Source organism: Streptomyces sp. NPDC127177, assembly GCF_042672475.1.
Lineage (GTDB): Bacteria > Actinomycetota > Actinomycetes > Streptomycetales > Streptomycetaceae > Streptomyces.
On record NZ_JBHXUW010000013.1, the window covers coordinates 82,205 to 95,782 of the forward strand.

A 13,578-nucleotide genomic window follows, 5' to 3' on the forward strand; every position below is an offset into this window, starting at 1 on the left:
ACGCCAAAGTCACCAGTCATTGTTGTCACTTAGTTGACATACGGGAGGAAACATGTCTAGCGGCCCAGGCGATGCGGCCCCGCTCGAGATCGACGAGAAGGCGTTCGAGCAGAATCCGCACGCTCTGTACGACGTCCTGCGTTCCGAGGCACGGGTCCGGGAGATCATCGCCCCGGGCGGGACCAAGGTCTGGCTCGTCACGCGCTACGAAGACGCGAAGTCCGTGCTGACCGACAACCGCCTGTCCAAGAACATCGAGGTCGGCCAGAAGGTCATCGAGCGGCACACCGAGGGCAACGCGGGAATGGTGTTCGCCAGCGAATTGGCGGCGCACATGATGAACATGGACCCGCCGGACCACACCCGGCTGCGCAAGCAGGTCAACAAGGTGTTCACGCAGCGGGCGGTCGAGAAACTGGGTCCCCGGATCGAAGAGATCACCGCGGAACTGCTCGATGCCATGGAAGGCCAGGATCAGGTGGACCTGATGCGCGCCTTCGCCTGTCCGCTGCCCATGGCGGTGATCTGCGAACTGCTGGGCGTGCCCGCCGTCGACCAGGAGCGGTTCAAGGGCTGGGTCCCGACCCAACTCTCCGGCGGGGACGCGGAGAGCCTGGCGCAGGCCACGACGGCCCTGCTCGAGTACCTGCACGAGCTGATCGAGAGCAAGCGGTCCGAACCGGCCGACGACCTGCTCACCGGGCTGGTGCGCTCCAGCGACGACGGCAAGCTGAACACGCAGGAACTGGTCTCGATGGCGTTCCTGCTACTGGTCGCCGGCAACGAGACGACGGTCAACCTCATCGGCAACGGCGCGTTCGCGCTGCTCCGCCACCCCGACCAGCTCGCCGCGCTGCGCGCCGACCGGTCCCTGCTGCCGGGAGCGGTCGACGAGCTCCTCCGCTACGAGAGCCCCGTCAACACCTCGTCCCTGCGGTTCACGACCGAGCCGATCGACGTGGGCGGGGTCGTGATCCCGGAGGGCGAACTGGTGGTTGTCGCTCTCACGTCGGCCAACCGGGACGAGTCCCAGTTCGAGGACGCGGGCAGCCTCGACATCCATCGCCAGGGGAACGCCAACCTGTCCTTCGGGCACGGCATCCACTACTGCGTCGGTGCCCAGCTGGCCCGGCTGGAGGCCCAGATAGCCTTCGACCGGCTCATCGAGCGGTTCCCGGACATCCAGCTGGCGGCCGACCCGGACGACCTGCGCTGGCAGCCGGGGACCGCGCTGCGCGGACTGCGGTCCCTGCCGGTGTCGCTCGGCGCTCCCCGAGGCTGACCCTTTCGGTACGGGCACCGCCGCCATGCGGAACCGGACCGCGGGACGCGGGCCGGCACTCACCTGCCGGCCCGCACGACCCGGCCTCAAAGGACCTTCAGGAACTTCCCGGGTGCCCCCGGTACCGCAGACTTCACGGGAGTGGTCGGCGGCCGGGCGGCATCCCTGGCCGCACGGAACGACACGGCAGGGCACCGCCCGGGAATCACACGCAGAGCGCACGGACCGAACACATGGGAACGGGGCCGCGATGAGCCATGAATCAGCACTGCACCGGGTGGCCGCGGCTCCGATGGTCGACTTGCCCGCCCGAGAGATCCGGCTGCGGGACACCAGGGCACGATGACGGACTGGAAGGCCGAGGTCGCCGCCTTCCGGCTGGCACTGCTCCCGGTCACCCGCGAGCAGTACGCCGCTGTGCTGGGCGAGGCTCCGGTGAGCTCCGCCGGCCCTCGCGCACCGGTCACCGGGAACTGCGGGGGCGACGTGCAGGACGTCGCGACGCGGGAGCCGAACGCCCGGTGCCTCCACGACATGATCGGCAACGTCTGGGAGTGGTGCTGGGACGTCCACGACCTCCGGGTCTACGGCCCCTACCGCGTCTTCCGCGGCGGCGGCTTCTTCGACGAGCCCCGCGGGTGCCGGGCGTCGTGCCGCCGCAGGAGCCACCCGACCCTCACCGTCGAGGGCCTCGGGTTCGGACTCGCCCCATCGCTGTGAGCGGGGCCCGTGGATCCGGAGCGCTGCCGTGATGGACCGACTGCTGCCCCCTCAGGTCGGCACGGGCAGCACGTTCGTCGACTACGACGCGGCGCTGACGGCTCTGTATCCGCAGGAGGCCGCCGCCGTCGCGAACGCCCGGCCCAAGCGCCGCCGGGAGTACGCGAACGCCCGTCTGTGCGCACGCCGCGCCATGCGCGAACTGGGGGCGCCGCCTGCGCCCGTTCTGTCGGGCGAGCGCGGTGAGCCGCTGTGGCCCGCCGGCCTCGTCGGAAGCATGACCCACTGCCCCGGATTCCGGGCCGCCGCAATCGGCCACTCCGCCGCCTTCGCGGGGCTGGGCATCGACGCCGAACCGGACCTTCCCCTGCCGCAGAACCTGCTGGAGTTCATCGCGCTGCCGCAGGAGCGCGAGCAGACGCACGCGTTCACGCGTGCCGCCCCCGGAGTCTGCTGGGACCGGTTGCTGTTCAGCGCCAAGGAAGCGGTGTTCAAGGTCTGGTTCCCGCTCACCGGGCGCCCGCTCGACTTCACCGAGGCGGACATCCGGATCGACCCCGGCTCGGAGTCCTTCTCCGCGCGGCTGCTCGTCCCGGGACCCCACGTCGACGGCGAACGCGTCGAGGAGTTCAACGGCCGGTGGCTCTCCCACCGGGGTGTCCTGCTCACCGCGATCGCCCTGCGGCGGACGACGCGAGGGTGACCGTCGCACCCGACACCGGTACCTCCGGCGGATCCGGCACCTCCGGCGGGTCCGGTACCTCCGGTGGCTCGGGTTCGGACGGGGGCACCGACTCGGCGTACTACGCCAACTGCGCCGCCGTTCGCGCGGCCAACGCCGCACCGATCCACGCCGGTGACGCCGGCTACGGGCGCCATCTCGACCGTGACGGCGACGGGGTGGCCTGCGAATAGGCATGCCGCCGCCGCAAGGCGACCGGTACGCGGCGAGGTCCTCGCGGGGCGGCCGCACGGTGGGCGGTCCGCCCGTGGCCACGGGGTCCCGTCTGCCCGGCTCGGGCACGGGCTCCCCCATCAGCCGGGCGCGGCCACGAACTCCCTTATTTGCAGGGCGAGTTGTTCGGGCTGATCCAGCGGGACGAGCGTACGGCTGTCGGCGATCTCCGCCAGCCGCCCCTGCGGGAACAGTTCCGCGAGCCGCCGGCCGTGGGCGGCCGGCATCACCCGGTCCCCCGCCGCCCAGACCACGAGGGCCGGCCGGTCGAAGGCCCGCAGGCTTCCGGCCGCCCCGGCCAGCCTGCGGGCGTCCGCGTCCGCCGCTCTCAGCGTTCGGACCGCGTCGCGACGGATGCCGGGCCGGGTCATGACGGGTCGCGTCCACCGCCGGGTGGCCGCGTCGCCCCGCTCGGTCAGCAGGCCGAACGCGATCGGGAGGCGGCGTACCGCCCGTAGCCGCATCTGTTGCATGAAGAGCCCGAAGAGACGGGGTGACAGCCTTCCAGCGAGTGCGAGCGTCGTACCCGTCACCCGTGCCGGATAGTTGTCGAACGCCTCGCAGGAGACGAGCACGACGCGTCCCACCCGGTCCACGCCGCCGCCATGGTCACCATCACCGTCCTCGCCTTCGGCATCGCCGATGAGCAGTTGGACGAGGGCCCCGCCGGTGTCGTTGCCGACGAGGGTGACGTTTCGCAGATCCAGGCGGTCGATGAACTCCGCGACCAGCCGGGCGGCCCCGAGCAGCGACGGATCCGCGGCCTCGCGCACCGCGTGCCGGTGCGCACCGAGGGGCAGCGTCGGGGCCACGCACCGGTGGTCGGCGGAGAGTCCGGCGACCGTCGCCTCCCACAGGGACGCATCCATCATCAGTCCGTGCAGCAGGACCACCACGGGCCCGTCGCCGCCGGTGTCCTCGTAGGCGAGCGTCCCGGCGGACAGCTCGATCTCCTTCATGACCGATCCGACCGACCCGGACCACCCGACTGACCCGACCGATCGGGCCGACCCGACCGACCCGATCCGTCCGACGCCCCCGCCGACGGCACAGCAGCGGCAGCGGCAGCGGCAGCGGCAGCGGCAGCGGGCCGGCCTACTGGCGCCGGGCCGGGAAGGTGCCGGTGCAGGAAGGCCAGCTCGGCCCGGACCACCCGTTCGTGCTCGTCCAGGAACGGGGCGTAGTGCCCGCCGGGGAGGCGGACCAGCTCGGCGCGGGGGGCGCGTCCGGCCACCCTGACGCCCGGTTCGCTCAGGGCTGTCAGATCCTGGTCGCAGACGAGCACGAGCAGCGGCACGCTGATCCGTGGCGCGTCGCGGCCGGGCCGGTTCAGAGCGATGCCGAACACCGAGCGTGCGGCCACCGCCTGCTGCCACTCCGGATACCGGTTTCCCGGATTGAGGGCCCTGTCGCCGTCGAGGCTGTCCGGCGTCGCGAGCATCGTGACGGTGCCCGGCTCACCCGCCAGTGGCACCAGCAGAGGGCGCCTGCCGAGGAGCCCGCCCGCCATGTCCCGCAGGGCCCTGCCGGTGAGCCGCATTGTGGCGAGCGGCTTCTGATGGCGCGTCGCGTTACGGGAGGCGGCCGGGCCGTCGGCGTTGGGCGTCTGGGCGATGACGGCCGCCAGTTGCGGATTGCGGGCCGCCACGCGCAGGACGTGTCCGCCCGACAGGGAGAAGCCCCAGATCGCGATCCGGGCCGGATCGACGTCCGGGAGGGTCTCGGCGAAGGCGATCGCCGCCTGCCAGTCGGCCAGCTGGTCCTTGATGCGTACGACCTGGCGCGGCAGGCCGCCGCTCTCGCCGAGGCGCCGGTAGTCGAAGGCGAGGACCCCGAACCCCGCCGCGTGGAACCGCGCGGCGAACGGGTCGGTGCCCGGCTCCTTGGTCACCCCGCCGCCGCCGGCCATGACCACGCAGCCGCCGCTCGTCCCCGGGTAGTACCAGGCGGCGCACTCGGTGCCGCCCACCGCGAATCGGACCTTCTGGCGTTCTGTGGACGTACTCATGACGACCTCCGGGTGGGCGGGATTCATCCCTCCCAAAAAGTGAACCATGTGGTTCACATCCTGTCCATCGACATCCCCTCCGTCTCGCGTCGCGGCCCCGGGCACACACGATCAGTCCTCGGCGGCCTCCTCGCGCTCCAGCGCCCTGACCAGCGCGTCGAAGCCGGCCGCGACCCCCGCGGTGTCGCCGCTGGTCCGGGCGTCCACCAGGAAACCGCGCAGCGCCGCGAGGACCATCTCGGCGACCTCCAGCTTCCGGCGCCCGGACCAGTGCTCCGGACAGACGGACAGCAGAGTGGGCAGGTACTGCTGGGACGCCTCGCGGCCGAGTGCGGCGTAGCGTTCGGGGTCGTACATCGCCAGGCCGATGGCCTGGTCGAGGACCCGCGCCTCCTCACTCACCAGGATCGGCCAGATGGCCCGTACCCAGTCCCCCAGTGACCGGCGGACGTCCCCTTCGGTGGTGGCGGCGTCCAGCGCCCTGCCGATGCGCCGCCCGCGCAGTTGGACGACGGCCTGCACGAGGAGGTCGTCGGCTCCGTCGAAGTGGTAGAGGAGCACCTTGTGGGTGGTGCCGGCCGCCCGCGCCGCGCGCCGTAGCGAGAAATCGACGAGCCCGTTGGCCGAGAGGTCCTCGGTGACCCGGTCGAGCAGTTCACGGCGGCGTGCCTCACCGCGCGGCGACCCCGCAGATCGCCGGTAGCCCGCTCGTTCCGGTGAGCCTTCGTCGGCAGAGATGTTCATTCCGACAGCCTGCACGATGGGGCGCGCACGGACGGCCGGAGGCTCGGACACCGCGCTGCCCCCGTGCCCGCCGGAGCGGGAACGGGGGCAGCGCGGAGCCCGGTACGGGTGTCGTCACTCGGTCTCGACGAAGGGCGGAAGATCGGGTTCGACGAACAGCCCCTGGTAGCGCGGTGTCGATACGGCCTCGACACGGCCCGGGGCCTCGGCCGCCGAGCCCGCAGCGCTCTCGTCCGAGCGGTGCTGGGCCTGGCGGGGCGGGGTATCAGCCATCGGGTCTCCTGTTACATCGCAGTTGCTGTGAGAGCCCCGCGGCCGACCGGTCCGTGGACAGCGGCGGCGACGGGGGTGTGGCATCGTCCCGGTCCCACACCCACCAGGGCACCGGTATCCGACGAGGCTTGCAGAGACTATCCGTTGCCGCCGGTCCGGCAGTCGGCACCGTCACCGGTGCGCCCCCCGTGTTCGCCTCCACGGCCGCGTCCCGGCGGCGCCGACCACCTGCGCCGGAGCCGCCGCGCGGCAGCGGACGGCAGCCCGCGCCGCGAACGAGCGGGTGTGTGCGCCCCACGATGTCACGACCGGGCGGCGGACCGGTACCGGAAACGGCCGGACGGCGTGGAGAGCGCCGCCGTGCGGGGGCTCGGGCGATGCCGTGGGGGCGTACCGGACCAACTGGTGCCCGGTGCGGGGCCGGTGGATGCCCCGCGCCCCTCAGGGCGTCCCCGCCCCGGGGCGGTCCGGGTGTCGTTCCTGCGGCGTGTTCAGGAAGTCCCGATTGTCCCGGGGCGGACGGCGCTACGTCCGAAACACGCCCTAAACCTCCGTCTCCCCCGGTCCCTCGGTGCCGAACTGCTCGGCCCGCAGCGCCAGGTCCTGCAGTACGTCCGCGGACGACACGTCGGTCTGTCCCGAGTCGTGCACCTGCGCCAGCATCGCGAACGCCAGGGTGAACGCTCCGACCAACTGCTCCACCGCACCCCCGACCTCGCTGCCGACCAGGCCCACCACATCCTCGATCGTGGCATCCTCGGGGATCGCGATCCGCGGCATCGTCTCGTTCAGAAGGGCGGTCACCACGGTCGAGTCGTTGCTCGGGTCGCCGCGGTCCGGGTCCTCCTCCAAGAGCCTGCGCATCTCGCCCGCCTCGGTGAGGATGCCGATCACACGCTTCACGACTTCGCTCTGCTCCATCCCGCGAGCATAGGCGCAGGCACGTCGGCCGACGAGGACAACAGCGTTCGGCGGTCCGACGTGCCGGACACGACGCACCGAGGAGCGCGCCGCCCGGCCCGGGCCGGCCCCCGCAGGTGCACGGCCCTTGGCCCCCCGGTCCTGCGGGCACAGACTGACCCGATGACGCAGCGCGTGGATCTCTCGACCGTGATGGACCGGCTCTCCATCGATGCAGTGATCACCGGCTACGCGGTGGCCGTGGACGACGGCGAATGGACGGACTACCGAGCACTGTTCACCCCTGACGGCCGTGCGGACTACCGCACCGCGGGCGGCGTCGAAGGGACCGCCGCCGAGGTCGCGCAGTGGCTCTCGCGGACGATGCTGCTCTTTCCCGTACGGCAGCATCTGATCGTCAACCGCCGCCTCGACCTACAGGATCTCGGCGGCTACCCGGGCGACGGCGCCCGGATGCAGGCCGACTACATGAACCCGATGCGGTGGGAGAACGACGACGATGCGGCCGCAGGGGGTGGGGACGAAGCCCGGCCGACCGCACCGAACTTCGTCTCCGGCGGGCGCTACACCTTCGAACTGCTCCGAACGGAGAGCGGCTGGCGGATCCGGCGCGTGACCGTCCACGAGAAGTGGCGGAGCCTCTCCGGCGCCCTCGCCACCGGCTGATCCGCCCCGGTCCGCTTCCGCTGCCCCACACTGGGGGAGAAGAGGGGAACGGGTCCCGAAGGACCCGGCGATCCGGGCAGCACGAGGAGGCGCGGCATGCGGAGCGAGGCCGGGCAGCGGCGCGAGCGGGGCGAACGGATACTCGGCTCCCGACTGTGGCGTGGCACAGCCGCGCTCCTCGCCGGTGCGCTGCCGGCGCTCGCGTTCCCCGCCCCCGCGCTGTGGTGGTTCGCCTATGTCGCCCTGGTGCCCCTGCTGCTGCTGATCCGCTCGGCCGGTACGAACCGCCGGGCGGCGCTGGACGGGTGGCTCGGCGGCACCGGTTACATGCTGGCCGTGCACCACTGGCTGATGCCGAGTCTCCATGTGTTCATCGTGGTGCTGGCGGCCCTGCTGGGGCTGCTGTGGGCCCCGTGGGGACTGCTGGTCTCCCGGCTGCTGGGCGGATCGCTGTCGGGCGGCACGGTGGCGGCGGCGGTGGTCGTGGTGCCGTGCGGCTGGCTGATGATCGAGCTGGCCCGTTCCTGGGAGGCACTGGGCGGCCCCTGGGGGCTGCTGGGCGCGAGCCAGTGGCAGGTGACGCCTGCGCTGCGGCTGGCCTCGGTCGGCGGGGTCTGGCTGGTGAGCCTGCTGGTTGTGGCGGTGAACACCGCGTTCACCGTGCTGCTGGTGGCGTCGGCCGCCCGCACGGCGGCGGTCGTCTCGCTCATGGTGGGTGCCGTGGCGGTGGGCGCGGTGTGGATGTGGGCGCCGCAGCCCGAGCGGTCGGGGGTGGCGCGCATCGCCGTGGTGCAGCCAGGGGTGATCGAGGGCTCCGGCAGCGTCGAGCGCCGCTTCGCCCGCAGTGAGGAGCTGACGCGCTCGCTGGCGGGCCGCGACCTCGATCTGGTCGTGTGGGGCGAGAGCAGCGTCGGGGTGGATCCGGTGCGGCGGCCCGATGTCACCGCCCGGATCGCGGCGCTGTCGCGTCTGGTGGGCGCGGACGTACTGGTCAACGTGGACGCCCGGCAGACCGACGCGTCGGGCCGTACCGGCATCTTCAAGAGCGCCGTCCTGGTGGGGCCGCAGGGGCTGACCGGGGATCGTTACGACAAGATGCGGCTCGTTCCCTTCGGCGAGTACGTCCCGGCCCGTTCGGCGCTCGGCTGGGCCACGTCCATGGGCCGGGCGGCGGGCGAGGACCGGCTGCGCGGTACCCGCCAGGTCACGATGGCCCTGCCCGGTGCGAACGCGCCGCGTGTCGGCCCGCTGGTCTGTTTCGAATCGGCGTTCCCCGACATGAGCCGGCAGCTCACCCGGGACGGTGCCCAGCTGCTGATCGCACAGTCCTCCACCTCGTCCTTCCAGCACGGCTGGGCGCCCGCCCAGCACGCCTCGCTCGGCGCCCTGCGGGCCGCCGAGAACGGCCGCCCGATGGTGCACGCCACGCTCACCGGTGTCAGTGCGGTGTACGGCCCGCAGGGCGAGCCGGTCGGCGCTCCGCTCGGTACGGACACGAGCGCGGCGGCCGTCTTCGGCGTGCCGATGGCCAGTGGCACGACGCTGTACGTGCGGCTGGGCGACTGGCCGTTGTACGGCGCACTCGGCATCCTGGCCGCCTTCTGCGCCTTCGAGGGGGTGCGGTCCGTGCGCCGGCCCGCACCGGCGGTGCCGGCCGGTGCGGCCACCGCGGGCGCTCCCGGAGAGGCGACGGCAGCGGTACGACCCGCCGTCCGGGCGGCGAAGACCCCGACGGGGCCCCCGCACTGACCTGTGTCCGCGCGGTGACTCGTGAGTGGCGCGGGGACTGGTGGGTGGCGCGGGGACTGGTGGGTGGCGCGGGGACTGGTGGGTGGCGCGGGGACTGGTGGGTGGCGCGGGGACTGGTGGGTGGCGCGGGGTTCGTGGGCGGCGCGGGTTCAGAACGTGCTCCGGCCCGGACCGTTCACGACGACGATGTCGCCCAGGGCGTCGACGGTGAGCGCGATCCGTTCGACCTTGTTGGTGACGCCCAGCACCAGCCACACCACGCCCCAGAGGAAACAGCTGAACACCGTCAGGACGGCGTGCAGCACATGGTTCAGGGGGCGGCCGCGGACCATGACGACCTGGGTCTCGGAGCGTGACTCCATGCGCCAGCCGCTCGCGATCCGCTGACTGACCGCCCAGTCGAGGATCAGGGCACGCTGCATGGCATCGGGCGGGCGGCCGTCCGCCGAGTAGTAGCCGGGCGGTGGCTGGAGCGCACTCCACCCCCCGGGCTCGTGGCGGGGTTTCACGAGGTCACCTCCACGGGCCGACGGTCCATCTCCTCAGCCTGCATCGGGCCCGGTCCGCACGCATCCGGAGGAACGGCGGCACGGCCCGGGGGCCGCTGGCCGGCCGGCCCGCCCGGCCCGCCCGAAGGTCCTACGCCGAGTCGAGGTCGCGCAGGACGCGCTCGCACACCTCGTGCGTCTCCAGGGCGTCCCGCGCGCTGAGCAGCTGCCCGGCCCGCACGGCGTCCAGAAACGTCAGCACGCTCTGCTCGATGCCGCGCTGGCGGGCCACCGGCACCCAGTCGCCACGCCGCCGGACGGTCGGCTGGCCCTTGTGGTCGATCACCTCGGCGAGGTTGACGACTTCGCGCTTGGAGTCCTGGCCGGAGACCTCCAGACGTTCCTCGGTCGATCCGCTGAGCCGGTTCATCGAGCCGATGGCGGTGAAGCCGTCCCCGGACAGCTGGAGCACGACGTGGTGCATGAGGCCGTCGCGGATCCTGGCCCGTACGACGGTGTGCTCGACCGGCCCGGGAGCGAGGAAGCGCAGGGTGTCGACCACGTGGATGAAGTCGTCGAGGACCATGGTCCTCGGCTCCTCCGGCAGCCCGACCCGGTTCTTCTGCATGAGGATCAGCTCGCGCGGGTGCTCGACGCACTGCGCGTAACCGGGCGCCAGGCGGCGGTTGAAACCGACGGCGAGGCTGACGCCGCGTGCCTCGGCCAGCTCCACCAGCCGCTCGGAATCCGCGAGCCGGTACGCGAGCGGCTTGTCGACGTACGTGGGTACGCCCGCCTCGATCAGCCGGCCGGCGATCTCCGGATGTGCGGCGGTCGGGGCGTGCACGAATGCGGCGTCCAGCCCCACGGCGAGCAGCGAGTCGAGGTCGCGGTGGCACTGTCCGGACGGAATCCGGTGGGTCGCCGCGACCGCGTCCAGGGTGGCGGGGGTTCGGGTCTGCAGATGCGGTTCGACCCCCGGCAGGGTGGTGAGTACCGGCAGATACGCCTTCTGCGCGATGTCGCCGAGCCCGATGCAGCCGACCTTCACAGGGTTTCCTCTCGCTGGTCAGCGCCGTACGTCGCGGCCCTCGTCCGTGTGGGGCCGCTGCGGTGCCGCCGGCGCGTCCGTCGTCCGGGCAGCATACGTGTGCTGCGGGGGCTGCCAGTCGGCGATCCCGTCGAAGGTGCGCAGGACGATTCCGGGCCCGAGCCGGGAGACGGTGGACATCACGAAGTCGCGTACGGCGACGGCCGAGGGGCTGGTCAGGCGCATGAGCCGGGACACCTGCCCGGCCTTGCGGACGATGGCGGAGGTACGCGGCAGCCGGTCGGCGGTGTACGCCGCAAGGCCCGCGCCCAGGTCGACGCCCGGTGTCACGTGGTGGGCGAGCACGATCCCGTCCTCGATCGCCTGGTTGCCGCCCTGGCCGAGGGTGGGTGCCATGGCATGGGCGGCGTCCCCGAGGAGCACCGTGCGGCCCCGGTGGAAGGCGGGCAGTGGTTCGGTCATCTGGTGGACGTCGTTGCGCAGGACTCCTGCGGCTTCGGCGGCCGAGATGATCCCGGGGACCGGCCGGTGCCAGTCGCCGAACCGGCGCAGCAGCTCCGCCCGCTCGTCGTCTGCGGCCCGCTCACCGGCCGGTGCGACGGCTGCCGCGTACGCGTAGATCCGGCCGTCGTTGAGCGGCTGGGTGCCCCAGAGGGCGCCGCGGCCCCAGGTCTCGTGCGGGGCGAACGGCTCGGCGGGTGCGGGTGCGAGCACGCGCCAGGTGGTGAAACCGGCGTACGCGGGCCCCGGGTGGTCCGGGAAGAGCGTGCCGCGCACGGCCGAGTGGATGCCGTCCGCGCCGACCACGAGCTCGGCCTCGACGGTGGAGCCCGGAGTGCCGATCACGGCGGGCCGCCCGCCCACGACCCCCGCGTCCACCAGGGCGGCCGGGCAGCCGGTGCGGATGGCCGTCGCGGGGAGCCGGGCGGCGATGCGGTCGATCAGGGCGGCCCGGTGCAGCAGGACGAGCGGGCCGCCGAAGCGCTCGGCCGCGGCTGCGCTGTCGGTGCGGGAGAGCCAGCGGCCGTCCGGGGAGCGCATGCCGCCCTCCCCCTGCCAGGCGGCCAGGGACCTGATCTCGTCACCGAGCCCGATGACGTCCAGGGCGCGCTGGGCGTTGGGGGCGAGACTGATTCCGGCGCCGACCGGTTCCAGGGACCCGGCCCGTTCCAGGACGGTGACCTGCCAGCCCGACCTGTGCAGGGCCACCGCGGCCGTGAGACCACCGATTCCGCTGCCGATGACGACCGCGCGCGGTGTGTCCATGACTCCTCCTCGATCCCGGCTCCCCTAGCACTACACCTGTAGTGGCACCACCAACGTACTACAGCTGTAGTTCCGACGGTAGGTTGATCCCATGGCCACACGCACCACGACCGGCTCCGCCCGCGGGGACCTGATCACCGACGCCGCTCTCGACCTGCTGGCGGAGCGCGGAATGCGCGGGCTGACCCACCGGGCGGTGGACGAACGGGCCGCACTCCCCCAGGGGTCGACGTCCAACTACGCCCGCACCCGGCAGTCCCTGCTGGAGGCGACGGTGCGTCGACTGGCCGAACGCGAGGCCCGGGTCCTCGCACCCGGCGAGCTCCCGGCTCCGGGCCCGGCGGCATGCGGGACGGGCGGCGCCCCCGGCCCGTCCGCCGGCCTGTCCGCCCGGTCCGGCCGGGACGCCCTCATCGCCGGCCTCGCCCTGGCTCTGCACCGCTATCTGACCCGCCATCGCGAGCTGCTTCTCTGTCGTTACGAACTCGCCCTGGAAGCCACCCGCCGCCCCGAGCTACGGGCGTTCTTCGACGCGACGGGACGGCAGTTCCGCGAACCGCTGGTCGCGCTGATGACGGCGGCCGGTTCGTCCGAGCCCGAACGGCACGCCCTGTCCCTGGTGGCCTGGTGCGAGGGGCTGATGTTCTCGTGCGCGGCCGGCTCCTACAGCCGGTCCGTGCCCTCCGAGGAGGAACTGCGCACCGGCTTCGCGGAGCTGTTGCGCGGGATGCTCGGGCACTGACGCGCGGATGCCGAGCGGCGGCCGGGGCACGACACGCGGCGCGTCGCGCTGACCGGGTCACTCGTGCGGGCCAATCCGGGGTTTCCGGCGCACTCAAGGACCCGTACGCCCAGCAGAGTTGATCACGTGCATCGAACCAGAACCATCGTGAAGCTCCTGGCGTGCGTGGCGGTCACGGCCCTGTCCGGGTGCGTGTCAGTGCAGCCGCACCCCGCCACCCCGCCCCGTCCGGCGACCGGCCGGCCGGCCGGCGATCTGGCCCCGCAGATCGGCCGGCCACCGGTCCGCGACACCCTGGAAGCCCTGCCGGACCCGAAACCGTCCCACTCGGCCGCCGACGGCCGGACGCCCGCCGCCTCCCCGGCCGCGCCGCAGACCGGACCCCGTGTCCCGCCGGCACACGACCACGCCGCCACGCCGCGCCCGCGCCGGGCCGTGCCGGCCACACCCCCCGTCCCCGTGCCCGTCCTGCCCGCTCCGGTCGACGGACGGAACGTCTGCGCGCTCGGGCGGGGATACGGGCACTGGCCCGCGGGAAGTCCGCAGTCGCGGATCTGCGATCACACCTACACCCGCTGACCACACAGGACGAACGGGGAGCGGGGCGCCGCCGAACCCCCCACCCCCCGCAATCAAAGCCCCGACACCCCGCGCACAAAAACCCCCCCCCCCCCGCCCACCCCCCCCAGGCACCCCCGACCCCCCCCCCCGAG

15 protein-coding genes and 1 pseudogene are annotated in these 13,578 nt (G+C 72.9%); 8 read left to right on the forward strand and 8 right to left on the reverse strand.

Features of this window, described 5'->3' with window-relative positions:
- Window positions 1–52 precede the first annotated feature (52 nt).
- The 4 genes and pseudogenes from ACFVJX_RS10860 to ACFVJX_RS10875 all read left to right on the forward strand — a co-directional run bounded on the left by ACFVJX_RS10860 (window position 53) and on the right by ACFVJX_RS10875 (window position 2,917).
- Window positions 53–1,282, forward strand: coding sequence for a cytochrome P450 (locus ACFVJX_RS10860; protein WP_384128422.1), 1,230 nt, complete (start codon window positions 53–55; stop codon window positions 1,280–1,282).
- Between the two features lie 292 nt (window positions 1,283–1,574).
- Window positions 1,575–2,002 (forward strand): annotated as a pseudogene (locus ACFVJX_RS10865) (formylglycine-generating enzyme family protein).
- Window positions 2,003–2,033: 31 nt separating this feature from the next.
- Window positions 2,034–2,705 (forward strand): 4'-phosphopantetheinyl transferase, encoded by a 672-nt coding sequence (locus ACFVJX_RS10870; RefSeq protein ID WP_384128433.1) that lies wholly within the window; start codon window positions 2,034–2,036, stop codon window positions 2,703–2,705.
- Window positions 2,702–2,917, forward strand: coding sequence for an excalibur calcium-binding domain-containing protein (locus tag ACFVJX_RS10875; protein WP_384128424.1), 216 nt, complete (start codon window positions 2,702–2,704; stop codon window positions 2,915–2,917). The genes ACFVJX_RS10870 and ACFVJX_RS10875 overlap by 4 nt, the downstream gene beginning before the upstream one ends.
- A 120-nt stretch (window positions 2,918–3,037) precedes the next feature.
- Here the strand turns inward: ACFVJX_RS10875 and ACFVJX_RS10880 are convergent, their stop codons facing one another.
- The 5 genes from ACFVJX_RS10880 to ACFVJX_RS10900 form a co-directional block, all read right to left on the reverse strand.
- Entirely contained in the window at window positions 3,038–3,916 is an 879-nt protein-coding gene (locus ACFVJX_RS10880; RefSeq protein WP_384128426.1) for an alpha/beta fold hydrolase, read from the reverse strand.
- Window positions 3,913–4,965 carry an alpha/beta hydrolase gene (locus ACFVJX_RS10885; RefSeq protein ID WP_384128428.1) on the reverse strand — a complete coding sequence of 351 codons (1,053 nt, stop codon included), beginning with the start codon at window positions 4,963–4,965 and terminating at the stop codon, window positions 3,913–3,915. Before ACFVJX_RS10885 ends, ACFVJX_RS10880 begins: the two co-directional genes overlap by 4 nt.
- 111 nt (window positions 4,966–5,076) lie before the next feature.
- Window positions 5,077–5,709, reverse strand: coding sequence for a TetR/AcrR family transcriptional regulator (locus ACFVJX_RS10890; RefSeq protein WP_384196063.1), 633 nt, complete (start codon window positions 5,707–5,709; stop codon window positions 5,077–5,079).
- Window positions 5,710–5,823: 114 nt separating this feature from the next.
- Window positions 5,824–5,982: a hypothetical protein gene (locus tag ACFVJX_RS10895; RefSeq protein WP_384136773.1), complete on the reverse strand. Its 159-nt coding sequence runs from the start codon at window positions 5,980–5,982 to the stop codon at window positions 5,824–5,826.
- A gap of 543 nt (window positions 5,983–6,525) precedes the next feature.
- Window positions 6,526–6,903, reverse strand: a complete 378-nt coding sequence (locus ACFVJX_RS10900) for a hypothetical protein (protein ID WP_384136774.1) — start codon at window positions 6,901–6,903, stop codon at window positions 6,526–6,528.
- Window positions 6,904–7,065: 162 nt separating this feature from the next.
- Here ACFVJX_RS10900 and ACFVJX_RS10905 point away from each other — a divergent pair, with 162 nt between their 5' ends.
- Window positions 7,066–7,569 (forward strand): nuclear transport factor 2 family protein, encoded by a 504-nt coding sequence (locus tag ACFVJX_RS10905; RefSeq protein WP_384136776.1) that lies wholly within the window; start codon window positions 7,066–7,068, stop codon window positions 7,567–7,569.
- A gap of 96 nt (window positions 7,570–7,665) precedes the next feature.
- A complete protein-coding gene (lnt, locus tag ACFVJX_RS10910; RefSeq protein WP_384136778.1) occupies window positions 7,666–9,318 on the forward strand; it encodes an apolipoprotein N-acyltransferase in 1,653 nt (550 codons plus the stop codon).
- Window positions 9,319–9,467: 149 nt separating this feature from the next.
- Here the strand turns inward: lnt and ACFVJX_RS10915 are convergent, their stop codons facing one another.
- From ACFVJX_RS10915 to ACFVJX_RS10925, 3 genes are all read right to left on the reverse strand, one after another.
- Complete coding sequence (locus ACFVJX_RS10915) at window positions 9,468–9,827, reverse strand: hypothetical protein (RefSeq protein ID WP_384136780.1); 360 nt, start codon at window positions 9,825–9,827, stop codon at window positions 9,468–9,470.
- Window positions 9,828–9,957: 130 nt separating this feature from the next.
- Window positions 9,958–10,857 carry a Gfo/Idh/MocA family protein gene (locus tag ACFVJX_RS10920; protein WP_384136782.1) on the reverse strand — a complete coding sequence of 300 codons (900 nt, stop codon included), beginning with the start codon at window positions 10,855–10,857 and terminating at the stop codon, window positions 9,958–9,960.
- 18 nt (window positions 10,858–10,875) lie between these two features.
- The gene (locus tag ACFVJX_RS10925; protein ID WP_384136784.1) at window positions 10,876–12,123 is read right to left on the reverse strand and encodes an FAD-dependent monooxygenase; all 1,248 of its coding nucleotides are present in this window, start codon (window positions 12,121–12,123) and stop codon (window positions 10,876–10,878) included.
- 91 nt (window positions 12,124–12,214) lie between these two features.
- On the opposite strand from ACFVJX_RS10925, the gene ACFVJX_RS10930 reads away from it, so the two are divergent.
- Entirely contained in the window at window positions 12,215–12,865 is a 651-nt protein-coding gene (locus tag ACFVJX_RS10930) for a TetR/AcrR family transcriptional regulator (RefSeq protein WP_384136786.1), read from the forward strand.
- Between the two features lie 126 nt (window positions 12,866–12,991).
- Window positions 12,992–13,444, forward strand: a complete 453-nt coding sequence (locus ACFVJX_RS10935; protein WP_384136788.1) for a hypothetical protein — start codon at window positions 12,992–12,994, stop codon at window positions 13,442–13,444.
- Window positions 13,445–13,578: the final 134 nt, after the last annotated feature.